The organism is Planococcus sp. 11815, assembly GCF_051096385.1.
GTDB classification, from domain to species: domain Bacteria; phylum Bacillota; class Bacilli; order Bacillales_A; family Planococcaceae; genus Planococcus; species Planococcus citreus.
In genome coordinates this window covers 757,879-783,054 of record NZ_CP096991.1, presented here as the reverse complement: position 1 = coordinate 783,054, position 25,176 = coordinate 757,879, and the positions used below count along the sequence as shown (strand labels likewise).

Genomic DNA, 25,176 nt, shown 5'->3' with positions numbered 1-25,176 from the left:
ATGCAAAATCCCCTTTATTTTCATGTCCCCATAAGCAAAACCGCCATCCCGAAAAGGAATGGCGGTTTCTGCTTTGTTTTAATTGATGGACCTTATTCTTCTTCTAGAAATCCATTTTCCACGAGCCAATCATAAGCGACGACCGAAACGCTCTGGCCTTCAACGTCGACCAGATAATTCAGTTCCCGCATGATATCGCTGTTAAGGTTTTCCGCCAAGCGCGAAGTGATTTCTTCAATTTCCGGGTATTCTTCGTGTACGTCCTCGTTGATTGTCACCGCTGCCCGATAAGGCGGGAAGAATTGTTCGTCGTCTTCCAGCACGATCAAATCGTAGCTGCGGATAGTGGCGTCGGTTTCAAAAGCGACCGACACGTCCACTTGTTCATTATTTAGAGAGCGCTGCGTCAAGCCTAGATCCATTTGGTTGACCTGGCCGGAGCCAAATTCAAAATCGTATGTGTCTTCAACGCCCGGCAAGCCGTCGGAACGGTTGGCGAATTCGGCATCGGATGCCATCGACAACTCTCCTGGATTTTCATTGATGTAACCGGCAAGATCGCTGATCGATTCGATTCCAAGTTCACTCGCCTGCTCGCTTCTCATGACGAGCGCGTAAGTGTTATTGACTTCCGACATATTCATCCAGTGGATACCGTTTTCACTGTCGATTTCTTTCACTTTCTGGAAAGCCGCTTCCGGATCGGCAATCGATTCTTCACCCATATAGGTGATGAGCGCCGTCCCTGTATATTCCCACATCATGTCCACTTGGCCGTTAACGAGTGCGGAACGGACCACGCTGCTTCCGAGATTGTTCATTTGATTGACTTTGAATCCTTCTTCGACCAGTAAGAACGCGGTCATTTCCGACAAGATGTATTGTTCGGTGAAGTTTTTGCCCCCAACCGTCACTTCTTTTCCTGCCACACCCGAACAGGCGGACAAGATCAGCATGATGATCAGCAAAGGGATTAATTTAAGTAGATTGCCCACAACTTCTGATTCCTCCTATTCGCTATCGCTATGCTTTCTCAATACGCCTTGACCCCTTCGGCACCACCACATACTCGATTTTACGCAAGATGTAATCCGCCAAAATCGCCAATAAGGTGACTGGGATCGCGCCGGAGATCAAAAAGCCGTTATCGAATAAATTGATGCCCGTGAAAATCCAGACGCCCAGCCCGCCAGCCCCGACCACATAAGCAAGAGCGGCTGTGCCGATGTTCAAGACGACGGCTGTCCGGATGCCCGCGAGGATCGAGTAGGCGGAGTTCGGAAGCTCGATGCGAAACAGGATTTGATGGGGTTTCATCCCCATCCCTTTCGCCGCATCGATCATGTTCTTATCGATCGAATCGAGGCCTGCCACGGTGTTTCGAAAAATCGGCAGGATCGAATAAATGAACAAGGCGAACACGGCAGTTTGAAAGCCGATGCCGAGCACGCTGATCATCAGCGCCAAAACGGCAAGGCTCGGGATCGTCTGCCCCAAGTTGGCGATATTGGATACGACCCATTCCGCTTTTTTGAATTTCGGACGTGTGATGAGGATTCCCGCCGGTACCGCGATCAAGATGGCGAGCACGGAAGACACCAGCACGAGAACGATATGTTGCCGCAACAGCACCAGGAATGTCTCCGACTGCGTGAAGATGTAGCCGAAATAATTATTCGAGACCGCCCAGATGAAAAAAGCGGCGACCGCTGCGTATAAACTGTATCTGACTATATTGCCTATCAATTTTTTTCGTTTCACCGGATCACCCTTCCTGGGAGGCGGACATTTTCCCTTTGATTTCAAAATGCAAATATTTCTGGACCAGGTCGATGGTGATCGTCCCGATATTTTCGCCTTGTTCATCGGTGACAATGACCTGGTCGGCTTCCTGATTCAACAGCATCGATAAGGTGTTGCGCAGATCCTGGTGGACATGGATCGTTTTCGTATCTTGTATGGATTCATCCACCGGCCCAAGCCCGATGACTTCCCGCAAATTTTCGACCGTGTGCAAGCTCAAGCTTTTGATCGCACGGTCCTTGCCGAAGAACTGGGAAACGAATTCGTTTTTCGGATGCGCCAGCATTTCGGAAGGCGTATCGAATTGCATGATTTTCCCGTCGCGCAGCAACAGGATCTTATCCGCCATTTTAATCGCTTCGTCGATATCGTGGCTGACGAACAGGATGGTCTTTTTCACTTCGCGTTGGATCTGCAGGAACTCTTCCTGGATCTTGTCGCGAATGATCGGGTCAAGCGCGCCGAACGGTTCGTCCATCAGCATGACCGGCGGATCGGCTGCCAGTGCACGGACGACACCGATGCGCTGTTGTTGGCCGCCTGACAATTCGTGCGGGTAGCGATTGCCATAATCCTTGGCATCCAAGCCGATCAGCTTCATCAAATAGCTGAAACGTTCGCGCTTGTCTTTTTTGCTCCATCCAAGAAGATCGGGAACGAGCATGACGTTTTCTTCGATCGTCATATTCGGAAACAATCCATTGCTCTGGATGACATAGCCGATTTTTCTTCTTAATTCGATCGGGTCCAGATCTTGGGAGTTTTCACCGTTGATGACGATCTCGCCTTGTGAAATGGATTCCAAGCGATTGACCATCCGCAGCAATGTCGTTTTACCGCAGCCGGAAGGGCCGAGCAGCACTACGATCTTGCCTTCTTCCACCGTGAAATCGACATCGCTGATCGCGGTCATCTCTTCACTGTATTTTTTCGTTACATGGTTAAATGAAATCATCTACTCACCTCTTTGCAGTTAATCGGCTATCGCTTTTTTCGTAAACCGTTTTTGGATCAATAAAAGAATGGAATCTGCAATGATCGCCAAGATCGCCACCGCAATGGATCCACTGATGATCAAGTAATTATCGCCTCTGCTGATGCCTTGCGTAATGAGTACGCCAAGGCCGCCGGCGCCGATATACGCGGCGATGACTGCGATTCCGATATTCATGACGACCGCTGTCCGAACCCCTGCCATGATGACCGGCAAAGCATTCGGGATTTCGACACGCAACAAGCGCTGATGCGTTTTCATGCCCATGCCGATTGCTGCATCGCGCATTTCCGGATTGACGTTCTTGATGCCTGTATATGTATTGCGGATAATCGGCAGCTGTGAGTACAGCACGAGCGCCACAAAAGCCGGCACAAACCCGATTCCCTGGTTGATCAAGGAAAAGATCGGAATCATCACGCCGAACAGCGCAATGCTCGGGATCGTCAATGTAATCGAAGCCATCTGAAGAACTGTGTCTGCCAGGTATTGGTTCGTCGTTAAATAAATGCCAAGCGGAATGCCGATCAATAGCGCGACGGCAATCGCCAACGATACCAGTATCGCATGGTCAATCGTCAGCTCTAAAATACGGGACGAATTGACCTCAAGAAACCTGCCCCAATTTCCCATTGAAACACCTCCCTTCTGTTAATAGAAAAAAATGAATGGAACGGCGACTCGGCCATTCCTTTACTAAAGCGTGCAAGCACACGCCGAATCCCTCTTCCTGCCCTAATTGCGCAGGACAAAAGGACGTCACGAAGAGCAAAGAAAATGCACAACATTCTCCATGACTCCCTTTTCATCCTCTACAAGCATAACATGTATTTTTCTAATAAAATGATTTCTATAGTATTTTTCGCGATTCGCTGAAGATTGGAGGTGCTAGAGAACGGCGAAAAATCGATTAGCGCCCCATTATTTTCCGTTGAAAAATAGCCTTTCGTTATTGTCTATCCATGAATAAAAAAAGCAAGCCAGCTATTGATGGTTAATCAAGCAGCTGGCTCGCTGTTATTTTGATAAGAATAATATTCTTGCCCTTGGGTCAGCTTCCAATCCGCAGCGCATGGCCTTTATTCTGCAGCACCGACAGAATGCTGAGTGCAGCCAGTAAACTCGTTTTCGGATTCGCTGCCATCGGGTTGTTCTCGACTTGCAGCTGCATCTTGCCGAAATCCCCTTGTGCCTCGATCGTATGCGTATTGCGCTCAATCTTCGGATCGACGATGATGCGCACTTTCGTCTCATGCACCCCAATGCCCGCAATCGCAAGCACCAAAGCGACGTTGATGTTCTTCGGAAATTCGCCCACCGCATCAAACGCCGTCCCGTCAAACAGCACTTGTTCACGGTCCGTCTCCATCCCGAGTGACATCGGCGATTTCCGCGTCGTCAGCCGGACAGATTCCAATCCACCGAGTGCCCTTGCCGATTGCAAGACGTCCAAACCGCCGATCGCACCGGACGGCAGATAGACTTGTGTGCCGTTCGTTTCCGCAAGATTCGTCAGTCCATCCAGGAACGCGAAGTCTTTGAACACCCCGATACTGCTAACGATGAGGTCTTTTTTGCGTTCGGCCACTTGTTTCAAAAACAGCCTCGCCGCATCCACTGTCACAGCTTCCACGACCGTATCGACCGAGGTTGATAGAAATTCGTCGAGGTCGGTGTAAAACTCCATGCCAAAACGTTCTTTTAAACGCGTTCCGGCTTCCACGTTGCGGCCAAACACAGCAGTGATGCGCCCATCCGCCATGCGTTTGTCGTTCACCTGTTCGAGCAAGTAGGTCGCGATATTGCCGGTTCCGATGATGCCGATGTTCATTAGTATTCCTCCCTCCTTGAAAATCACCTTATGTTTCTTTACCCCTAAATAGAAAAATACCACCTTCGAAATCGACTGATTTCATGGAAGGTGGCATTTCATTATCTCAAATGATTCATTTTTAGGAAGCCGACCAAACGTCTTTCGCAAAACGGCCGGATTGTTCAAGTTCACCGAGCCACGCCAGCGCTTGTTCACGCGTCGCGCCTCTCAGTTCCTGATAGCTTAGAATCAGACTTTCCTCTACGGCTGGCGCCATCTTGCCGCCATCTCCGCAAATATACAGATGTCCGCCCTGTTCCAACAGCCCAAGAATTTCCTGTGCGTTCTGTTCCATCAAGTGCTGCACATAAACTTTCTCTTGCTGCTGTCTCGAGAAGGCGCTATGCAATTCGATCAAGCCAAGCTGCTCGGCTTGCTTCAACTCTTCTTCATATAAGTAATCCTCTTGTGCATGGCGGCAGCCGAAATACAGTTGCGCGGCACCGAGTGTGGCTCCTTGTTCTTTCAACACTTTTCGTGCTTGGATAAAGCCGCGGAACGGTGCGATGCCGGTGCCTGGGCCTACCATGACGAGCGGTGTTTCCGGGTTTTCCGGCAATTGGAAAGCAGTTTGAGGCGTGCGGATAAAGGAAGCGATTTTATCTCCCACCACGCGCTTCGCCAAATAATTGGAAGCGACGCCTTCGTATTCACCCGTACCGCTCCACGCGTCGCCTTTCACGACGCTGACCGTGATGCTCGCTTTGCTGGATGAGACACGCGGTGAGCTCGAGATCGAGTAGTAGCGGGCTTTCAATGCCGGCAATAAAGCCAAAAAGTGCTCAAATTCCATCTCGCACGACATAAAGCGTTCCAGCAATTCAAGCATCGTCAAACGCTTCGCTAACACTTCCCGTTTATAGGTCTCGTCTTCCACCAATTGTTCAAGCTCCTGTTTATGTGGCGGGCATGGATTGCTTTTCGCGAGTTCGCGTAGCTGCGCGCGTGTCGCCGGTTCCTGCAACTCGACATAGCTTGCAAGCAATTGTTCGAGCTGGACCGGCTGGCCGGTCGGCAAATGGTTCGCGCGTCCAGAGCTTCCTTCCAAAACTACATGCTCTTCACCTTTTAGGCCGAAACGCGTCAACACCCGCTCCACCAATTCCTTGGAATTCTCCGGCAGCACGCCGAGATGGTCGCCTTCTTGATACGCTGCCCCTTCAGGCAACTGGATCTCGATATGGCGTGTGCTACGTTCCGCTGTCTTCAATAGTTCTTCATTACCGGCAATCATTGCCGTGAACGCATCGTATGCGCGCGCTGATGGGGTATGGCTGACGCCGCTGATGAATTCCATCGTCAACTGGGTGGTTGCTTGTGCGTTCGTTTCCAAGTCGAGCCCGAAACGTTCGGCGAGTGCTGGCCATAGGGCTTGCTGCCATTTTTCCAGCTCCCCGTCAAAATCTTCGCTGGCATCGCCTTCGCCGCGGCCGATGAGCTGCGTGGCGCCTGCTGCCGACAGCTGTTCATCGATGATGCTCGGCACGCGCTGATAGGTCGTTGCCCAGTTGCGGTCTCCGCAGCCGAAGACGCTGTATGTGACGCCTTCAGTGGAATCGGCCATGGCCAGCCATTCCATAAAGCGCACCGCATTGTCCGGCGGGTTTCCGTTATACGAAGCCGATACGATGACGACCGCCCCTTGTGTTGGCAGGTTGCCGGCATAGTCATCGAGCGCAGCTACTTGTGACTCAAAGCCTTTAAAACGTGCCGTTTCCGAGAGCTCCCGGGCGACGCCTTGTGCTGTCCCAAGGTTGGATCCGTAAAGCACCAATAGCGGCGTGCCGTGCGAATCGATGGCTTGCTCGGCTTCCGGCGCTTGTTCTGGCTCTTCCGCAACTGGCGCTTGGAACATCTGTACTTTTCGTCTCGGTTTCACTTTCATCGTCAATCCGTCCGGTTTGAAGGTCAAAGTTTCTTTCACTTCAAGTTGATAATCGGTATGGTCGATCAGTTCGAAATGCTGCAGCACCATGCCGAGCACGAGAACCGCTTCGTGAAGCGCAAATTGCTGGCCGATGCATGCGCGCTGTCCGTTGCCGAACGGCTTGTATGCATGATGAGGGATTTTCGAGATGTCTTCGAAGCGCTCCGGCCGGAAACTTTCTGCGTCTTGTCCCCAAACGCTTTTATCGCGGTGGAGTTCCGGAATGAGTAAAGTGAACGCTTCACCTTTTTCGACTTCATACTTGCCGGCAAGCGTCGTATCTTCTTTCGCATAGACGGAAAATGCCGGTGCGGTCGGCCACAGTCGCAGCGCTTCATTCAAAATCATGCGCACGTATTTCAATTGCTTCACTTGCTTGAATGAAGGCGTCGCATCACCAAGCACTTCGTCCACTTCGGCATAAGCTTTTTCAAGTTTTTCCGGATGCTTCAAGAGATACTGGATCGCGAATGACAATAAGCCGCTCGTCGTTTCGTGTCCGGCAATCAAGAACGTGATGATCTGGAAGCGGATGTTCTCATCATCCAAGGACTCCCCGGTTTCCGGGTCTTTCCCTTTCAGCATATGCGCCAGCAAATCATCTTCTCCCTGGTCTCCCGCTTCCTTGCGTTCTGCGATCAATTCGTCAACCAAGTTAAACATATAATCGATGTCTTCCTTGAATTGCTGCTTCGAGCGCACCATCAATTTGTCCTGGATGCCAAGACGCTGCGTCTGGCTCATCGATTCATCCAAAGCACGCACCATCTTCTCGATGAACGGATGAGAATCCTCACGGTAAAAGCTATTGAAGCGGTAATTGAACCCGCACAGGCCGATCGTATCAAGCGTCAACCGCGTCATATCATCCGGCACATCGATTTCTTCGTTCGGATTGAGACGTGCCCATTTCTGCACCAATTGCGACGCGAGATCGATCATTTTCTCGTGATAGCCTTTCATCGCTTGCTGACTAAAGCTCGGCAACAGGATATTATGGGCTTTCTTCCAGTTCGGCTCTTCGGTTCCGCTCGTGAACAAACCGTCTCCTCCAAATGCGCGGACTTTCTGGAGAGCCGGCCCGATCTTTTTATCAAAGCGCGTCTCGTCACAGATTTCCGCGGCCAGTTCCGCACTCGATACAAACGTGCTGGCACGTCCCGGAAAATGGAATTGATAGATCGGCCCAAGTTCACGCGCTTGCTGCATGAACGATTGCACCGGCTTTTCTTTATCGATCAATGGCAAATTGCCAAGCGGGCCGTAGGATTTCGGTTGTGGAAGGTTTTTCATTTCAATCATGGATTAGCACCTCTTCTGTAAAATTAAAAACGGAATGAATATTCATTCCTATAAAATGAGAAAAAAACTGGCATCATCACGAATGATGACGCACAGCATCCCAGCAGCTTTCCTCGACGCCTGCCAGTAGTTCCGCCGAGGCTTCAAGTTCCCCTGCACGGATCAATTGATAGAGTTGCAAAAAGCCGCCGAAGATAATGGCGATGAGCGCCTTGGACGGAAGCTCACGGATCTGCCCTTGCTGTTTTCCTGCCTCGAAGAAATTTTCGAGGATCATTAGTAAATGGCTGAATTGCTCACGGCTTTCGGCGTCCAGAAAATAAGCGGATGTATGGGTTTTAATGAAATACAAAGCATGATCGTGCTCGTTCGTAAAGCGGATCATCCCTTGGAATAAATGATGGAATTGCTCACGAATGCCCGCTCCCTCAGGATAGTCTTTCTCCAGCGCCTCCTTGAACAAGGTCACATAATGCTGGAACAAGGTGTTGACGAGCACTTCTTTATTGGCGAAATAACGGTAAATCGTCCCCGCCCCGACTTTTGCATCGGTCGCGATCATCGGGATGGTCGTGGCATCAAAGCCGCGTTCGGCAAACAAGGTCAGCGCGCTGTCGAGAATATCATCTCGTTTAGTGGTGGATGTCGGCATCTGGAAAAATTCCTCCTTTTGTTGCGGAATGAACATTCATTCTCCGATAGTTTACTCCTTCCCTCCTTGAAAATCAACGAATAACCCGAAAGTGGATGTCGCCAAAATGAAACGATTTCGCTGGCTGTCCGTATAGCATAGTATCCAGTTAAAGGAGGAATCATTCATGTCGAAGTATTCCATCAAGCAATTTGTCCAGCAAACGAAACAGGAAGAAAGCGCGCGCGATTTTTTCGAACTTGAAACTGACCGCCTGCTCGAAGTGAATTTGAATGGCCAAGTATGGGCCAAGGCGGGCTCGATGATTTCCTATGAAGGCAATATCAAATTCGAGCGTGAAGGCATGCTCGAGCACGGACTCGGGAAATTTGTCAAAAAAGCGCTCAGCGGAGAAGGCGCCCAGTTGATGAAAGCGAACGGCCAAGGCAAACTTTACGTCGCGGACAGCGGCAAGAAAATCACTATTTTAGATCTTGAAGGCGAAAGCATTTTCATCAACGGCAACGACTTGCTCGCGTTTCAGGACGGGCTCGACTGGGACATCAAATTGATGCGCCGCGTCGCCGGAATGATGGCGGGCGGATTGTTCAATGTCCGCTTAGAAGGCCACGGACTCGTCGCGTTCACTTCCCATTACGAGCCGCTCACTTTGCTCGTCACGCCGGATACGCCAGTGTTCACCGACCCGAACGCGACTGTTGCTTGGTCGGGCAATTTGGAACCGGATTTCGTCACCGACGTGCAGTTGAAAAGCTTTTTTGGCAGAGGCAGCGGAGAATCCGTACAGATGAAATTCTCCGGAAATGGCTTTGTCGTCGTCCAGCCATTCGAGGAAATCTATCACGCGCCACAAGGCTGACGACATATCACCTACTAAATACTGCCCCGCAGCGATTAGACTTTGCTCTAATCGCCGCGGGGCAGTTTGTTTTATGCTAAAAGCCGATATTCCATTGTTGTTTCAATTGTGAAAGCAAATCCTCTGGAGGATTATAGACGAAATACGTGACACCTTCTTGATCCAGTTGAATCGTTCCGTCTTTGTAAAAGTGAATCAAATACATATGCTCGTCCATGCGATTGGCTGCCGGCATATTGTAAAGCATCATCCGGTAGCTGCCAGGCTGCTCGAGCAGATCGGCCCTTTCTTGCAGTTCCGCTTCACTCGCTTGAATCAGCTCTTCTCCATTCAACCGGTCGATCAGTTCATCGGCTTTTTCCGGCCCTTCGATGAACGTTTCTTCATAGCCTGCGGTTTTGGCCGAAGTATAAGTGCTTGAAACGAGTACCCCTTCGTATTCCCCGCGGTGTTCGATCGCGAGAGTTTCTGGGCTTTCCCCGACAGTACCACAGCCAGCCAAGGTGGCGATGACGATCAGTAAAGATGCCGTTATCGATATTGCAGCCGAAGCTTTCATGTTGACCCTCCAGTTCTTATCCTTAGTCTATAGTATAGCAAATGGTAAATTTGTAAAATTAAAGATATGCTAATCCGGCAATTAATGAGGCTTCTTGCACAAACTGCTGTTGCATCCACAATAAAAGGTTCCGGTCTGCTGACCGGAACCTTTTGTCGTTCTCTATTACTATTTTTTCGGCAATACGGCTTTCGGAGAAACGAGGCCTTTGTCGACGAGTTCGTCCCAGAAGGCAGACGGGATGTCAGCTTTCAGTGCAGCCAAGTCTTCCTTGATGCGGTCTGGCCGCGTGGAACCGGTGACGACTGCTTTGACCGCAGGATGCGCCGTTGAAAATTGCAGCGCGGCGTCTTTCAAATGCACGCCGTGGTTTTGGGCAACTTCGTTGAAACGCGCCACCCGCTGTTTGATTTCTGGCGTGATTTCTGCATAATCGAAATGATCGCCGCCAAGCAAAGCGCCGGAGTTGAACGCCGAGCCGATGACTAGGCCGCCTTCTGTTTTCTCGGCAAGCGGCATCATGCGCTCAAGTGCGCGTTCATGCTGCAGCAAAGTATACTGCGTCGCGGACAAGCTCAAATCAGGGTGCGCTTCTTCGAGTTCGAGTGCGACTTCGATCGGCGTGGTCGTATTGACCCCAAGGCCCCATGCTTTGATAACGCCTTCGTCTCTTAAGCGATCGAGCACTTTAAAAGCCCCTGTTCGTGCTTCATCGAACTTCGTGACCCATTCATCGCCAAGAAAGTCCGGGGAGATATCGTGCACATAGACCATATCCAAGCGGTCTGTTTTCAAGCGCTTCAAGCTGTCTTCAATCGAACGCAGCGTGCCCGATTCCGTGTAATCGGTCTGGATTTTATTTTTGCGGCCGAATTCGAACAGCCCTTCTTTTTCTTCTTCCTCGTCCAAGACGATGCGGCCGACTTTTGTGCTCAACAAATAGTCATCGCGCTTGTAGGAAGGCAAAATCTCGCCGAGCCGCAGCTCCGCAAGCCCTGCCCCGTAAAACGGCGCCGTGTCGAAATAACGGATGCCTTCGTTCCAGACAGATTCGATGGTCGCCATCGCTTCGTCTTCCGGCACGTCCCGGAACATATTGCCGAGCGGCGCTGTTCCGAGCCCAAGTTTATGTTTGATTGTCACATCATTTTTCATTCGTGAACACCTCTTCTTTAATAGTTAAAACATATACCCATGTGTACCCGTTGAGGAAGCCGTTAAACGAATGAAATCCCAGTTATCGGCAGGCATGAAAATAGCCCGATTTCTCATGGTCGGACATGAAAAACCGGGCTATGCGCGTTACTCTCTCCTATTATTATACCTGAAAGAAAAATGTATTTGCAGACTACTTTTTCGGAAACGGCTGCCCTATACTCAGGATATCAAACTGAAAATGGGAGGCAACACGATGAATGAATCGACAGAAGTTTTGGACCTTGGCCCCTTCTTCCACGGAACGAAAGCACAACTGGCAGTCGGGGACTTGCTGGAATCTCAGAATCCTTCCAACTTCCAGGACAAGAAATCCAATTACATCTATTTCACCGCCACACTCGACGCGGCGAAATGGGGCGCGGAACTCGCCGCCACGGATTTGCCCGAACGGATCTACATTGTCGAACCGACAGGCACATTCGAAAACGACCCGAATTTGACCGACAAGCGCTTTCCCGGGAACCCGACACGCTCCTACCGCTCCAAAGAACCATTGAAGATCGTGGCGGAACTCGCTTCCTGGGAACGCCATAGCGACGAGCAGATCAAGCATATGCTCGACTCGCTGAAATCGCTTCGCGAACAAGGCAAAGCAACCATTATTGATTGAACTCTTTTCAAAACGCCGGCTGGGCTTTAAAACATATGGCCAGCGATTTGGTATATCGCCACGAACAGACCAAGCACACTGGCCTTCATTTTAGCGGGATGGTACCGTTCTTTCCGGTAAATATAAAAGAACACCACTAGGAAGCCGGCCGGAATCCATAGCTGGAAGTCGTACTCTAAAGTGCTGTATGAAAGAACCGGCATGACATAGGCGGCAACTAGAAAATAGATGCAGATTTTAATGCGGCCGGTTTCCAACTCCTTGCTCCATTTGGCCAGCAAGTAAATAATGATGATCGCCATCACTGTGATGTGCAGCTCCGGCAGCATTAGCGTGCCATTTCCCAATTTGAATTCCACAATGTCTCACTCACTTTTTCGTATGATGATCTTCCACCTGGTAAATTTCGCCACTTGCGTTTCATTCTCCTTCATGCAAAAAACCACCCAAGTGACGGGTGGTTTTCGCATACATAGCATTCACTTATTTGGATCCGGAATCTACCGCCGGTTTGACTCGCGAGGCCAGTTCCGGGTTTTGTTTATCCGGTGCAGTGGCTGGTTTTTTCGACCAGATCGTCGCCAAGATCGGCCCGGAAATATTGTGCCAGATCGCGCCCCATACGCTTGGCAGCGCAGCGAGCGGGCTGAAGTGGGCGGTGGCCAAGGCAACACCTAGCCCTGAGTTCTGCATGCCCACTTCGAGTGAAATCGCGCGGCGGTCTGTTTCGCTGAGGCCCATGAGCATCGCGACCAGGTAACCGAGCATCAAACCGAATCCGTTATGCAAGAACACCGCAAGGAAGACGATGAATCCTGAGCTGATGACGTTTTGCGCATTGGCCGCAGTAACGGCGGAGACGATGATGAGAATCGCTGCCACCGAAATGAGCGGCACGACCGAGATGCTTTTTGCGACCGCCGCCGGGAAGATGCGCTGGATTAAGATCCCGAGTGCGATCGGCAGGATGATCACTTGGATGATGGATGTGAACATCGAGACAGGGTCGACCGGCAGCCATTGCCCTGCAAGCAATAGCAAAAGCAGCGGCGTCATGATCGGCGCCATCAAAGTCGACAAGGAAGTCATCGCGACTGATAAGGCCAAATTGCCTTTTGCCAGATAGACCATGACGTTCGATGCCGTCCCGCCCGGCACACAGCCGAGAAGCACGAGGCCTGCCGCAAGCTCAGGAGGCAGATTCAAGACATACGCGATGGCAAAGGCCGCAAGCGGCATGACGAGAAACTGCGCTGCTACCCCGACGAATACCGGCAGCGGGCTTTTGGCGATGATTTTAAAATCCACCGGCTTGAGCGTTAAGCCCATCCCGAACATGACGACACCGAGCAGAATCGTGATATAGGCACCGAATCCGACGAAGGCTTCAGGCAGGAAAAACGCCAGCAAGGCGGCCAGGATGACCCACACAGCAAAATACTTTCCAGCGATGGCACTCAATGATTGCAATACTTTCATTTGATCGTCTCCTTTGTCTCCACTTTAATGTTTTTGCCGGGATTCAATAGATTGTTCGGGTCGAGCGCCCGTTTGATTTTCTCCATGACCTCAAGTGCCGCTCCGTGTTCTTGCTGTTGGTATTTCTGTTTGCCGAGCCCGACGCCGTGTTCGCCTGTACAAGTCCCTCCGCGCTCGAGTGCGTACTCGACGATGCGCCCGTTAAACTCCTGCGCACGCGCCACTTCATCAGGGTCTTCCATATTCATCATGATGAGCGCATGGAAATTGCCGTCGCCGACATGGCCGACGATGCCGCCCGGAAGCCCAAGCGCCTCCAGATTTTCCCGTGCATGGCCGACTGCGTTTGCAAGTTCTGAAATCGGCAGGCAAACGTCCGTCACCATCATCTTTTTGCCGGGATAGCCATGGATATAGGCATAGGCCAAAGTATGGCGTGCTTCCCATAATTGATTGCGCGCCGCCGTATCAGTCTCAAATGCGATTTCTTCGCACGCATGCCCCTGGACGATTTCTTCCATAAACTCCACATCTTGCTTGAGCCCAGCTTCGTTGCCATGGAACTCCAAGAACAGAGTCGGCTTCTCGAGGTAAGCGGTATCATTGTATTCATTCACTTGCCTCATCGACTGTTCATCGACAAGTTCGACGCGGGCAATCGGAATGCCCGCTTGCAAGATCGAGACGACCGCTTCGACCGCATCTTTCACGCTTGGAAATGAAGCGCGAGCCGCCGTAACGAATTCTGGGATGCCGTATACTTTCAAGGTCATTTCCGTAAAGCAGCCAAGCGTCCCTTCAGAGCCGACGAACAAGCCGTTTAAATGAAGCCCGGAAGACGATTTCGCCGCTTTATTGCCGGTATGGATAATGGTGCCGTCCGCCATGACCACTTCAAGGTCGCGCACCTGGTCACGCATGACGCCGTATTTGACGGATGTTGTGCCGCTCGCATTGGTCGCCGCCATGCCGCCAAGGGTCGCATCCGCCCCAGGGTCGACACTGAAAAACAATCCGTGTTTTTTCAATTCCTTATTCAATTGCGTCCTGGTGACACCCGGCTGGACAGTGACGAGAAAATCTTCCGCATCGACATGCAGCACCTTATTCATCAAGGAAAAATCGACGGTGATGCCGCCCTGTTCCGGGATGACATGGCCTTCAAGGCTCGATCCGAGGCCGAACGGGACGATCGGAATCGCGTATTGCTGGGACAACTTCATGATTTTCGATACTTGCTCCGCCGTTTCTGGAAACACGACGATGTCCGGCAATTGCATGGCATGATAGGATTCATCCCTGCCGTGCAGCTCCTTGATCGTCTCGTTGACGCTGACTTGTTCGCTTGTAAGAAACTCCGCCAAATTGTGCAGGATTTTCTCCTGATGAGGAATTGCCATTTCATATCGCTCCTTTGTGGTTATTCACACTATTTAAACTTAATTTCAAAATTATAATAGGGAAAAGCTTATTGGATCATTTCAGGCGGACGCTTTCGGGCCCACAGGATGTGGGTCATGCAGCTGGCGCGACAGGACGTCGCGCAGCCAGCTGCCAGGGCACAGACTCATGTCGCTCCGTCGCAATGCTCCGTCACTGCTCCCGCAGGAGTCACCGCCTTCCACTCTTAATAAATACTAATTATTAGATATGGAGCAAAACAGCGCAGACTCCTTGGGGAGCAGAAACGGAGGTGGCTTTCCAACTTCGTTTCGACGAAGTGCTGAAATCCATTCGGGCGTCTAGCCCGAATTAGTTCAGCGCGAGCCCCCAGGAAAGCTAGCTGTTTTGTGGAATATCGATTGCGATGCCTTACCAAAAGTCTTACAACAGCATGCATACACACCGATACATCTTCATACCTCCGAAAATTGGTCCTACCAATTAAACCAATTATACATAATAATCTGAAAAGTACAATGTGTATTTTCAGACATTTTGCATTTCTTTCGGTATGATGAAAAGAGAACGCAAAAAACAAGTCAGCAGGGAGAGAGTTCCGTGTTATTGAATCCGAAAAAACGCACCTATGAATTAGTCGTCGAACAGATCCAAACGCTGTGCTTGGAGAACAATTTGCCTCCTGGCGGCCGTCTCCCTTCCGAGCGGGATTTGGCGAGTTTGTTCGGCGTCAGCCGCAATTCCGTCCGCGAAGCGTTGAAAGGCCTGGAAAGCAAAGGCTTTCTTGAAATCCGGCAAGGCGGCGGCAGTTTTCTCTCTGAGACGAAGCACGATATGCTCGGAAATGAACTCGGCACCCGCATCGATGCGGCGGAGATCCAATACATCGACGACATGCTCGAGCTCAGGCGCGCTTTCGAAGTCGAAGCCGCCTCGCTCGCAGCGCAGCGGGCGACACCTGAGAACTTGCTGGCGATCCGCGAAGTGCTCGGGCACATGGCTTTGGCAGCGAACGATCCCGAACTCGGCGTCCAGGCTGACGTGGATTTCCATCTGCAAGTCGCCAATGCCACCAAAAACCAATTATTGATCGACTTGATGGAAACACTTGCGAAGCGGCTGGAAGAAAATATCCGCGCCACGCGTCGCCACCGCTTCACCGATGTTGAGCGCCATCAGGATACGTACAATGAACATGAAGAAATCTATTTGGCGATTGAAAGCGGCAATAGCGAATTGGCCAAGCAATTGATGAGCGAGCATATCTCTCGCATCCGTTCGGAATTGTATCGTTCGACATGAATTCGCTTAAAACAAAAAACGCGTGGAGAAACGGATTCGTTTCTCCACGCGTTTTTCAATTCCGAAAGCAGGATATCTGAAAGGCGCACTCTCCCAAGAGAGCACACCTCCTTTTATTTCCTGTTTCTCTCTTTCAATTTGTTCTCCACGTCGTCTTTCATTACCATGGCTTTCTCTTTATAGTCAGCCGCTTTTTCTTTATAGTCATCTTTATTTTCGTCCCAATGGGTTTTGCCTTTTTCGATCGCTTTGTCTTTCATTGCGTTCAGCTTGTCCAAAAATGCCATGTCAATCACCCTCCCGTTTCAGCTGATTTTCTACCAGCTTAACTGTGCACAGCATAACCCATTTGTAGTTCAATGTCTAAGATAGCCGGCACTCCCATGACAAAAGCCCGGTCTTGCAAACTGAAAGGTGGAATAATCGCGTTTTTGACTTTGCTCCATTTTTCCACTCCCTAAAAGCAAGCCATTAATCACCCCTCTTATTTTCGCGCCTGCCGAACCCGCTACTCACTTTCACTGATATCCTTTAAGTTTTGCAAAGTCTGTTCAACCGAGTTGTACATGAGCTTCTTGATGTAAATCGTATTGGCCAATTTCCCGAATATGCTGCCTGGGAGTTCGTATTCCATTTCGAATTGAATCTCAGTGCCCCCGTCTTTCGAAAGATAGCGCCAGGTCTGAGTGCCACCAAATGCGCCGCTAATTAGGCAGCGCCATATATAGCCGTCTTTTACAGCCGCATTTTCCACAACCAGTACATGCAAAGCCAAGCTTCTCCCGAAAAAGTAATACTTCAAATTCATGCTCGTCCCTTTTTTCCCTGTGCCAATCAGATTTTCCGCTTCGGACAATCCGGCATACCACTGATACCAGAGTTTCGGATTGGTTGCGAAGTGATGGACTTCCTTTGCTCGCCGGTCAATGAAAACCGTGTTCGTTACCCTCCACATATCAGCATCCTCCCCTGCCTCACATTTAAGATCCAACCAGCGTCGGATCTCTTTTTCACAACCTCTCTATAGGTATTAATATAGCATGATTCCATTAAAATAAACTGACTTTTCTGATATTTATAGTAAAATGATGGTACTTAGCAAAATCCGTTCAGCAGCAATACGGCTCCATGTACCAAACTATGGGTTATTTAAATGAAAGGAGAAGATGTGATGGGAACTTTCTTGAAAATTTTGATCATCATCGCAAGCCTGTTCTTGGTCGGTGTCGGCATCGTCTTATATGCCGTCTACAATTCAGACCCGGCGCAGCAAGACGTGCTCGAGGAACAAAGCTTCGATGAAAATATTGAGGCAGTGGAAATTACCGTTGAAAATTCCCGGGTAGCCATTATGCCAAGTGAAGATGAAACGGTCCGAATCGTCATGTCCGGCAATGACGATGATTTCACCTTAAACACAGAAGTTGAAGGCGGCCGCTTGGCAATCGAAGTCGAAGACCGCTCCCCGTTCTTCAATTTCGACTTTAACCGCTCCTATACGCTGCAAGTTTACGTGCCTGCGAGCGGGCTTGATTCCTTGTCGGCCGATAGCGATAACGGCAGCATCGAAGTGAGCGAGATCACTGCTGTTGAGTTGTTTCTTGAAGCAGACAATGGGCGCATCGCTTTGGAGGCAGTCGACAGCGATACGGTTGAGGTCGAAACAGACAACGGACCGGTTGAACTGAAAGACATGGAAGCCGTCATTAGCGTCCGCTCATCCAATGGACGCATCCTGTTCAGTGACGTTTCAGGCGAACTGGAAGCACAAGCGAATAACGGACGCATAGAACTGGACACAGAGACGCTTGATTTCCCTGTCGATTTCGCTACGGATAATGGGCAAATCGAAATCCGCACTGCCAGCGAACCGGTGAATGCCCGCATCGAAGCGCGCGTCGACAATGGCAGCATCGATGTATACGGGCGCGAAAATGAAGAGACCGTGTTCGGCAGCGGCGAGGTGCTCATCCAGCTCGCTTCAAATAATGGCAGCATTGCTGTCGAATGAAAGGAATGGATGAACATGCCTTTGAAACGAGCGACACTGCGCTTGGCGGATACAAGAGAACTATGCTATATCGAGCACGGCGACCCGCACGGCATTCCGCTGATTTTCCTGCACGGGCTTGCCGATTCCTGCCATACCTTCGACTTATTATTCGCTTGTTTCCCTGAACAATTGCGCACCCTCGCCTATACACAGCGAGGGCATGACGGCATCGATCTGCCGGGCCTGTCGTATCGAACAGAAGATTTTGAAACGGATTTGCTGCAGTTCATGGATGCCAAAGCTATCGAGAAAGCCTTTATCGCAGGTGCATCCAGCGGAGGATTTGCCGCCAGGAATTTCGCTGCGAAATACCCGGAACGGACAGTTGGGCTCATCTTAATCGGCTCCCCTTCCGAGCTCGGCAACCAGCCGGAAATCGTCGCCATTCACGAATCCACTTTGTCGCACTTAACAGATCCCGTCAGTCCCGAGTTCATCCGGAAATTTACCGGAGGACTTTTCAACAAACCGGTGCCTGCCGATTTCTTGGAGAAAATGTTCCATGAGATCCAAAACGTTCCCGCGCGTGTGTGGAGAGAAACGAGTGAAGCTGCATTGAATGAAAAATTCCCTGGCTTCCTTCACCAAGTGACAGCACCCGCGCTTATCATTTCCGGAAAGGAAGATCCCATCGCTTCACAAGAAGACCAGCAAAAGCTTTCCTCTGCCATCGTGAATTCCCAACTGTGCATCCTCCCGCAGCTCGGCCATATGCTGTATTGGGAAGGCCCGCCAGAAGTCGCAAAGGCCATCACCCAGTTTGTCGATAAAGCTCAAAAAAGCTAATGACTAGCCAAACCATTTCGCCGGAAAATCGCCTGGACCGAAAAAGCAGCCTTCCATATTTCTTTAGAGAAGGAAGGAATATGAAAAATAGGCGAGTAAAAGCCATCCGCCTCAGGGTATAGATAAAAAAGGAGGCATTTCAATGAATTTGCATGACAAAGACGAAACGAAATTATTCAGCCCAGAATTCACCAGGAACCCTTACCCAGCCTACGAACGGCTGCGCGAAGAAGACCCTGTGCACCAGGTGCGTTTTCCAGATGGCCAGCTCGGTTGGCTCGTGACGCGCTACGCGGACGCGGAAGCCGTATTGAAAGACCCGCGCTTCATCAAAGACTTTTCGAAGCTGTTCGGCGGCAGCATGGACGAGATGAGCGTATTCGCCCAAAACATGCTATTTTCCGATCCGCCCGACCATAAAAGGCTGCGCGGGCTCGCACAAAAAGCCTTTACCCCGAAAATGATTGAAGGCATGAAACCGCGCATTCAGGAAATCACCGACGAATTGCTCGATGGATTCGAAGGCAAATCGAACGTCAAATTAATTGACGAATTCGCCTTTCCGCTCCCCATCATCGTCATTTGCGAGATCTTGGGCGTGCCCTCACAGGACCGCGACAAATTCCGTACCTGGTCGAACTCGCTGATCGAAGGCACGAGCGGCGAAGCAGGTGTCAGTGTCTACGAACATATGAATGAATTTATCCAATATCTCGGCGAATGGTTCCAAAAAGTGCGCCAACAACCGGGAGACGATTTAATCAGCCGCTTGATCGAAGCAGAAGAAGCTGGCGACCGTTTGACGGAAAAAGAGCTGTACGGGCTGGTCTCCTTGCTTATCATCGCGGGACACGAAACGACCGTGAACTTGATCGGCAACACCGTGCTCACGCTGTTGAAGCATCCTGAACAGCAGCACGAATTGTGCGTACAGCCTGAACTGATCGGGCCGGCCATCGAAGAATCGCTGCGCTTGAACGGACCGGTCGAATTCAGCACCTCAAGATGGGCCGCGGAAGAGATCGAATTCAGCGGAAAAACCATTCACCGGGGCGATCTGGTCATCGTCGCGCTGAACGCGGCGAACCATGACCCCGAGCAGTTCGATAACCCTGAACTGTTTGATATCCACCGCGAAAAAAGTGCCCATTTGGCGTTCGGCAAAGGCATCCACTTCTGCCTCGGCGCTCCCCTCGCACGGCTGGAAGGCCATACCGCCATCGACGGTCTATTGAAACGTTTTCCTGCCATGGCGCTTGCTGTCCCAGAAAACGAACTCGAATGGCGTCCGGGCATGATCGTCCGCGGCGTCCGTGAACTTCCGGTGACACTCGGAAAATAGCTAGGCAAAAAGGCGGTGCCAATGACTTTTCGAAGTCATTGGCACCGCCTTTTGAATTGTAATTAGTCCAGGCTATGAAGACAGGAAATCCAATACACGCTTCAACTAAAGACTTCTACTTGCTTGCATTGTCGCGTTTGACGATCTTATCGCTCACTTGCTGGCCGCTCAAGGTCACCATCGGCATGCCGCCACCCGGGTTGACCGTACCGCCGACAAAATACAGGTTGTCATATAGTTCGCTTTGCTTCTTGTGCTTGAAGCCGCCGTTCTTGTTCTTGTCGGAAACCGTTCCGTAAATCGCTCCGCGGTCCGAACCGTAGATGCGTTCGATATCATGCGGCGTCCAGACATCGCGTACGACGATATTATCGCGCAAGCCGTCGAGCCCCATGCGTTCGAGCTTATTGATGACTCGCTCTTCGAATTCCTTGTACTGTTCCGGCGTGAACGGGTTGTCCTGGATATACGGGATATGCGGAAGGATTTTAATATTTTCATACCCTTCCGGCGCCTGCGTCGGGTCGGTCTTGTTGACGTTGACGAGATAGATCGTCGGGTCGTCGGGCAATTCATGACGCTCGAACACCTTGTCCATCTGCTCTTTTAAATTGTCCGAGAAGAAGAAATTATGGTGGTTCAGTTGCGGATAGGTCTTCTTGACGCCGAGATGCAAAACGAGTCCGGAACTCGCCGGCTCGTATTTCTTCTCGAGCTTATCGACAAACTCATGCTCCGCCTTGACCATTTTTTGATAGAACGGGATGACTTCCATATTCGATACGTAATAATCAGCGGTTTGGAAGCTGCCGTCTTCGAGTTCGACGCCGGTGATCTTGCCTTCCGCACTCGTCAAGGCACGAATCACGCCCATGCCGGTATGGATCTGGACGCCTTCTTCGCGCGCCAGTCTCTCCATGCCGCCCGGCACATACCAGCAGCCTTGTGCGTGTTGCATATAAATCATCATATTGAGCACAGCGGGTGCGCTATACGGCGAAGACCCTACGTATTTCACGTAATACGACAGCATGTCGCGCAAATGAGGATTATTGATGCGCTTGGAAATCGCGCTGTACATCGTCGAGGTCAAATCGAATCCGGTCAGAGTCGCAAGGATGCCGTTTTGTGCGACGGCCTCCTTCGGCGATTCAAACCCTTCCTTCAAATAGCTGCGCTCGGTCGTTTCGTAAATCCGCTTCGCGTACTTGAGCAGCGCGTAGTATTCCTTCATGTCCTTTTTCGACAGTGCCGGGTTCGCCCGCTCCATCAAATGAAGGTCATGGTACAGATCGATCACCGTGCCGTCCGGGAAAAATGAGCGCCACTCACGCTCTAAGCGTTGCATCGGAACGTAATCCGTCATTTTCTTGCCACTGCCTTGGAACAAGCGATCGAAAATATGCGGCATCGTCAAAATCGACGGGCCCAAGTCAAAACCGAAGCCGTCCCGCTCTAAGCGGTTCACTTTCCCGCCGATATGCTCGTTCTTTTCATATAACGAAACCTCATAGCCTTTTTGCTGCAATGAAATCGCCGCCGACAAGCCCCCAAGCCCGCCTCCGATTACGATTACGGATTTCTTCGCTTTCCCCATATATGTACCGCCCCTTTTTAATGAAATATGTATCCTTCTTTTTTACGCTAAAACCGCCTGTACGGAGATTTCTTTAATGCCTTGCCATTGTCCTTGTTATTCCCTTCATAATAAGCTTAAAAACGCTGATTGTATAGTTTTTGTATAATCCTAGACAAACCGTTCATTCCAGGAATAAACAGGACATTGACAGGGAAAGTGGAATGGTATAGAAAGATGCAATACACAAGACAGGAGTTGATCACTATGGCTGGATTTTTACCGCATATATATGACACGGCCATGAAGCCGCTCGAGAAGACGCGCTTTGAAAAAATCCGCGCCGGACTGGTTCAAAAAGCGCAAGGTCGCGTGCTCGAAATCGGTTTCGGAACAGGTGCGAACTTCCGCTATTATCAAAATGCCGAACGGGTCGACGCCATCGAACCAAACCCGGAGATGAGTAAACAGGCCGGCAAACGCATCCGACAGTCGAAGACACCGATTCGCACGTACGAAGCAGTCGCTGAAAAACTGCCCTTTGCCGATGACAGCTTCGATACGGTCGTCGCGACCTTAGTATTCTGCACGATTCCAGACCCGGTCAAAGCGCTCGAAGAAATCTACCGCGTCAGCAAACCCGGCGCCCAGATCCTCATGTTCGAGCACGTCAAAATGGACCAACCGCTCATGGGCAAAACTCAGGAATCCTTGACACCCGTCTGGAAAAAGCTATGCGACGGCTGCCATTTGAACCGCGATACAATCGATTTGGTGAATCGCTCCCCTCTGGAAATTGTGAAGGTGGAATCCTATTACGGCGGACTATTTTTGACCATTGAGAGCCGGAAACCGTTGTGAATTGTAACTGTCCCTGTGTACGGCACAATTATGACTATTTACCTGAAGGCATGAAAATACGGAAGGAATATTACTGATCCTGATTTGAAGGTATTTCTTATTCACTTATCCTGCATGGGGCACTACTCGAATTGTGTGGTGCACAGGCACAAAAAAATAATTCCCAATTTCCTTGCAATTGTCCGAAGATTGGTTTAATGTGAACAACATCAACCAGCAATTAACTTAATAGTCGATTTCTTATCAAGAGAGACGGAGGGATTTGGCCCTGTGAAGTCTCAGCAACCGCCCTATTTCAGGACAAGGTGCTAATTCCAATAGGCATAAGCCTAGAAGATAAGAAGAATGCTTTTCCAAAACGGGCTTTCTTCTTTTCGAAGAAAGCCCGTTTTTTATTTCCACCACTCACACTAAAAACAGAAAGAAGGAATTTCACATGATCCATTCAACTATTCAAACAAACCAAAAATTAACAACTGCCCCATTCAAGGCTGATCACGTCGGGAGCTTATTGCGCCCCGACAGCATTCACGAGGCGCGCAAACAGTTCAAAGTAGGCACAATCACAGCGGAACAGCTGCGGGAAGTCGAGACGACGGAAATCAAGCGCATCGTCGACAAGCAAATCGAAGTCGGTCTCAAAGCAGTGACGGACGGCGAATTCCGCCGCACGTTCTGGCATACTGATTTCATGGCGCATATCAATGGCTTCGAAGGTTACACGCCGGAAAAAGGCTATCAGTTCAAAAACGTCGAAACGGAAGCTTATGACGTGCGCAATATCGGCAAGATTTCTTTTAATGAAAACCATCCATTTCTCAGTGATTTCATTGAATTCAAGGAAATCGTCGGCGGCCGCGCTGTGCCGAAATTGACGATTCCAAGCCCGAACCAATTTTTCAACCAAGGCATCCGCGATGAAGCCATCTATCCGGACTTGGAAGACTACGCGAAAGACGTCATTCAAACTTACCGCGACGCTTTCCAGGCATTTTATGATGCCGGCGCGCGCTATATCCAAATCGACGATGTCTATATCGCTGGCTTGTCATCTCCGGACATTCCGTTCAACGATGGAAAATACAATCGCGAGTATTTGATCGACTTGGCGCTTCGTGTCGCAAACGGCGTGCTGGAAGGCAAGCCGGAAGACCTCGCTGTGACGACTCACCTGTGTCGCGGCAATTATCAATCCGACTGGGCATTTGAAGGCAGCTACGCATTGATCGCGCCGACTTTGTTCGCCAAAGAAAAAGTCGACGGCTTCTTCCTTGAATACGACGACGACCGCTCCGGCAGCTTCCAGCCACTTGAGTACATTCCAAACGGTGGACCAAGAGTTGTGCTCGGCGTCTTCACTTCAAAAAATGGTGAACTTGAAGACAAAGAAGCGATCAAAGCACGCGTCGCAGAAGCCGCAAAACATGTGCCGCTCGAGCAGCTATGCATCAGCCCGCAATGCGGATTCGCTTCGACTCACCACGGCAATATCCTCACCGAAGAACAGCAATGGGACAAACTGCGATACATCGTGGAAGTTTCTGAAGAGATCTTCGGAGAGTAAACGACAAAAGGCAAGCGCAAATTTGCGCTTGCCTTTTTGCTTGGAATAATTGTGTGGTGCACAGGGACACCGCGGGTTAGAGTTCCCCTGTTGACAGAAAAGTCGTACAATAAAAAAGAGCGTTCGATAAAGAGGAGGAAATATTTCCATGGCAAACGAAAAGTTTTTCACGTTCCACAATGGAGTTGAAATTCCCACTATCGGATTTGGCACTTGGCAAATCCCAAATGAAGAAGCTTATGCCGCAGTAACGACTGCTTTAGAAAATGGCTATACTCATATTGATACGGCCTTAGCCTATCAGAACGAGGAAAATGTTGGAAAAGCGATTCGAGATTTTAACATTTCTCGGGAAGAGGTCTTTATCACCAGCAAGCTTCCTGCTGAAATTAAAGGCTATGATGCAACATTAGCGGCTTTTGAAGAAACGATTTCAAATCTCGGAGTCGATGTGTTAGATCTTTATTTGATTCATGCGCCATGGCCGTGGGACGAAGTCGGCAAAGATTGTACAGAAGGCAATATTGAATCGTGGAAAGCGATGGAGAAGCTTTATAAGGACGGCAAAATTCGGGCAATCGGCGTTTCGAACTTTTCGGAAAAAGATATTCAGGCGCTTTTGGATTCCTGCGACATTGTACCTATGGCGAATCAAATCCCATTCTATATCGGTCGTGATCAAGCGAGCCTGCTACAGTTTTGCAAAAAACATAATATTGTCGTAGAAGCGTACTCTCCGCTGGCAACTGGCCAAATCTTGAACAGCCCTGAAATCAAAGAAATGGCTGCTAAATACAGCGTTACCCCTGCTCAATTGTGCATTCGTTATTGTCTGGAGCATGGCACTTTGCCGCTTCCGAAATCAACGAACAAAGAACGCATCGTTGAAAATAGTCAATTGGCGTTCACCATCTCTCCAGAGGATCTTCAAAAGCTCGATGCTTTTGAAGATGTTCGCGCCAAATAAAAAACCGCCCTTGGGCGGTTTTTCATTTTATCTGCCTAACTCAATTCC

24 protein-coding genes and 1 riboswitch are annotated in these 25,176 nt (G+C 50.1%); of the genes, 9 read left to right on the top strand and 15 right to left on the bottom strand.

What is annotated here, in order from left to right:
- Window positions 1–92: 92 nt before the first annotated feature.
- The 7 genes from M1Q06_RS03975 to M1Q06_RS03945 form a co-directional block, all read right to left on the bottom strand.
- Window positions 93–995 carry a glycine betaine ABC transporter substrate-binding protein gene (locus M1Q06_RS03975; RefSeq protein WP_434401765.1) on the bottom strand — a complete coding sequence of 301 codons (903 nt, stop codon included), beginning with the start codon at window positions 993–995 and terminating at the stop codon, window positions 93–95.
- 28 nt (window positions 996–1,023) lie between these two features.
- Complete coding sequence (locus tag M1Q06_RS03970; protein WP_434401763.1) at window positions 1,024–1,761, bottom strand: ABC transporter permease; 738 nt, start codon at window positions 1,759–1,761, stop codon at window positions 1,024–1,026.
- Between the two features lie 4 nt (window positions 1,762–1,765).
- Window positions 1,766–2,758 (bottom strand): ABC transporter ATP-binding protein, encoded by a 993-nt coding sequence (locus M1Q06_RS03965; RefSeq protein ID WP_434401761.1) that lies wholly within the window; start codon window positions 2,756–2,758, stop codon window positions 1,766–1,768.
- A gap of 18 nt (window positions 2,759–2,776) precedes the next feature.
- Window positions 2,777–3,430: an ABC transporter permease gene (locus M1Q06_RS03960; protein WP_434401759.1), complete on the bottom strand. Its 654-nt coding sequence runs from the start codon at window positions 3,428–3,430 to the stop codon at window positions 2,777–2,779.
- 418 nt (window positions 3,431–3,848) lie between these two features.
- Window positions 3,849–4,628, bottom strand: a complete 780-nt coding sequence (gene nadX, locus M1Q06_RS03955; RefSeq protein ID WP_434401757.1) for an aspartate dehydrogenase — start codon at window positions 4,626–4,628, stop codon at window positions 3,849–3,851.
- Between the two features lie 121 nt (window positions 4,629–4,749).
- Complete coding sequence (locus M1Q06_RS03950; RefSeq protein ID WP_434401755.1) at window positions 4,750–7,899, bottom strand: bifunctional cytochrome P450/NADPH--P450 reductase; 3,150 nt, start codon at window positions 7,897–7,899, stop codon at window positions 4,750–4,752.
- 76 nt (window positions 7,900–7,975) lie between these two features.
- Window positions 7,976–8,551: a TetR/AcrR family transcriptional regulator gene (locus tag M1Q06_RS03945; protein ID WP_434401753.1), complete on the bottom strand. Its 576-nt coding sequence runs from the start codon at window positions 8,549–8,551 to the stop codon at window positions 7,976–7,978.
- A 166-nt stretch (window positions 8,552–8,717) separates the two neighbouring features.
- Between M1Q06_RS03945 and M1Q06_RS03940 the strand changes: the two genes are divergently transcribed.
- Window positions 8,718–9,410 carry an AIM24 family protein gene (locus M1Q06_RS03940; protein WP_101805334.1) on the top strand — a complete coding sequence of 231 codons (693 nt, stop codon included), beginning with the start codon at window positions 8,718–8,720 and terminating at the stop codon, window positions 9,408–9,410.
- A 76-nt stretch (window positions 9,411–9,486) separates the two neighbouring features.
- On the opposite strand, the gene M1Q06_RS03935 is transcribed toward M1Q06_RS03940, so the two are convergent.
- Together M1Q06_RS03935 and M1Q06_RS03930 are read right to left on the bottom strand one after the other, a co-directional pair.
- The gene (locus tag M1Q06_RS03935) at window positions 9,487–9,969 is read right to left on the bottom strand and encodes a hypothetical protein (RefSeq protein ID WP_434401751.1); all 483 of its coding nucleotides are present in this window, start codon (window positions 9,967–9,969) and stop codon (window positions 9,487–9,489) included.
- A 168-nt stretch (window positions 9,970–10,137) separates the two neighbouring features.
- Entirely contained in the window at window positions 10,138–11,124 is a 987-nt protein-coding gene (locus tag M1Q06_RS03930; protein WP_434401749.1) for an aldo/keto reductase, read from the bottom strand.
- A 256-nt stretch (window positions 11,125–11,380) separates the two neighbouring features.
- Here M1Q06_RS03930 and arr point away from each other — a divergent pair, with 256 nt between their 5' ends.
- Window positions 11,381–11,797 carry an NAD(+)--rifampin ADP-ribosyltransferase gene (gene arr / locus M1Q06_RS03925; protein WP_434401747.1) on the top strand — a complete coding sequence of 139 codons (417 nt, stop codon included), beginning with the start codon at window positions 11,381–11,383 and terminating at the stop codon, window positions 11,795–11,797.
- A 26-nt stretch (window positions 11,798–11,823) separates the two neighbouring features.
- On the opposite strand, the gene M1Q06_RS03920 is transcribed toward arr, so the two are convergent.
- The 3 genes from M1Q06_RS03920 to M1Q06_RS03910 form a co-directional block, all read right to left on the bottom strand.
- Window positions 11,824–12,156, bottom strand: coding sequence for a hypothetical protein (locus tag M1Q06_RS03920; protein WP_434401745.1), 333 nt, complete (start codon window positions 12,154–12,156; stop codon window positions 11,824–11,826).
- Between the two features lie 124 nt (window positions 12,157–12,280).
- The gene (locus M1Q06_RS03915) at window positions 12,281–13,276 is read right to left on the bottom strand and encodes a bile acid:sodium symporter family protein (RefSeq protein WP_434401743.1); all 996 of its coding nucleotides are present in this window, start codon (window positions 13,274–13,276) and stop codon (window positions 12,281–12,283) included.
- Window positions 13,273–14,676, bottom strand: coding sequence for an FAD-binding oxidoreductase (locus M1Q06_RS03910; protein ID WP_434401741.1), 1,404 nt, complete (start codon window positions 14,674–14,676; stop codon window positions 13,273–13,275). Before M1Q06_RS03910 ends, M1Q06_RS03915 begins: the two co-directional genes overlap by 4 nt.
- Window positions 14,677–15,277: 601 nt before the next feature.
- Between M1Q06_RS03910 and M1Q06_RS03905 the strand changes: the two genes are divergently transcribed.
- Complete coding sequence (locus M1Q06_RS03905; RefSeq protein WP_257968658.1) at window positions 15,278–15,979, top strand: FadR/GntR family transcriptional regulator; 702 nt, start codon at window positions 15,278–15,280, stop codon at window positions 15,977–15,979.
- Between the two features lie 113 nt (window positions 15,980–16,092).
- On the opposite strand, the gene M1Q06_RS03900 is transcribed toward M1Q06_RS03905, so the two are convergent.
- Window positions 16,093–16,266: a hypothetical protein gene (locus M1Q06_RS03900; protein WP_434401739.1), complete on the bottom strand. Its 174-nt coding sequence runs from the start codon at window positions 16,264–16,266 to the stop codon at window positions 16,093–16,095.
- 221 nt (window positions 16,267–16,487) lie between these two features.
- Window positions 16,488–16,934 carry an SRPBCC family protein gene (locus tag M1Q06_RS03895; protein ID WP_101805333.1) on the bottom strand — a complete coding sequence of 149 codons (447 nt, stop codon included), beginning with the start codon at window positions 16,932–16,934 and terminating at the stop codon, window positions 16,488–16,490.
- Between the two features lie 216 nt (window positions 16,935–17,150).
- Between M1Q06_RS03895 and M1Q06_RS03890 the strand changes: the two genes are divergently transcribed.
- The 3 genes from M1Q06_RS03890 (at window position 17,151) to M1Q06_RS03880 (ending at window position 20,160) form a co-directional block, all read left to right on the top strand.
- The gene (locus tag M1Q06_RS03890; RefSeq protein WP_434401737.1) at window positions 17,151–17,990 is read left to right on the top strand and encodes a DUF4097 family beta strand repeat-containing protein; all 840 of its coding nucleotides are present in this window, start codon (window positions 17,151–17,153) and stop codon (window positions 17,988–17,990) included.
- 15 nt (window positions 17,991–18,005) lie between these two features.
- The gene (locus M1Q06_RS03885; RefSeq protein WP_434401735.1) at window positions 18,006–18,818 is read left to right on the top strand and encodes an alpha/beta fold hydrolase; all 813 of its coding nucleotides are present in this window, start codon (window positions 18,006–18,008) and stop codon (window positions 18,816–18,818) included.
- Window positions 18,819–18,960: 142 nt separating this feature from the next.
- Window positions 18,961–20,160: a cytochrome P450 family protein gene (locus M1Q06_RS03880; protein WP_101189689.1), complete on the top strand. Its 1,200-nt coding sequence runs from the start codon at window positions 18,961–18,963 to the stop codon at window positions 20,158–20,160.
- A 115-nt stretch (window positions 20,161–20,275) separates the two neighbouring features.
- Here the strand turns inward: M1Q06_RS03880 and M1Q06_RS03875 are convergent, their stop codons facing one another.
- Window positions 20,276–21,757, bottom strand: a complete 1,482-nt coding sequence (locus M1Q06_RS03875) for a phytoene desaturase family protein (RefSeq protein WP_434401733.1) — start codon at window positions 21,755–21,757, stop codon at window positions 20,276–20,278.
- Window positions 21,758–22,003: 246 nt separating this feature from the next.
- On the opposite strand from M1Q06_RS03875, the gene M1Q06_RS03870 reads away from it, so the two are divergent.
- From M1Q06_RS03870 to M1Q06_RS03860, 3 genes are all read left to right on the top strand, one after another.
- Window positions 22,004–22,597 (top strand): class I SAM-dependent methyltransferase, encoded by a 594-nt coding sequence (locus tag M1Q06_RS03870; RefSeq protein WP_101189687.1) that lies wholly within the window; start codon window positions 22,004–22,006, stop codon window positions 22,595–22,597.
- Between the two features lie 237 nt (window positions 22,598–22,834).
- Window positions 22,835–22,940: riboswitch (SAM riboswitch) on the top strand.
- Window positions 22,941–23,033: 93 nt separating this feature from the next.
- On the top strand, window positions 23,034–24,161 hold the full coding sequence (locus M1Q06_RS03865; protein ID WP_434401731.1) for a 5-methyltetrahydropteroyltriglutamate--homocysteine S-methyltransferase: 1,128 nt from the start codon (window positions 23,034–23,036) through the stop codon (window positions 24,159–24,161).
- 148 nt (window positions 24,162–24,309) lie between these two features.
- Entirely contained in the window at window positions 24,310–25,128 is an 819-nt protein-coding gene (locus tag M1Q06_RS03860; RefSeq protein WP_434401729.1) for an aldo/keto reductase, read from the top strand.
- Window positions 25,129–25,176 lie beyond the last annotated feature (48 nt).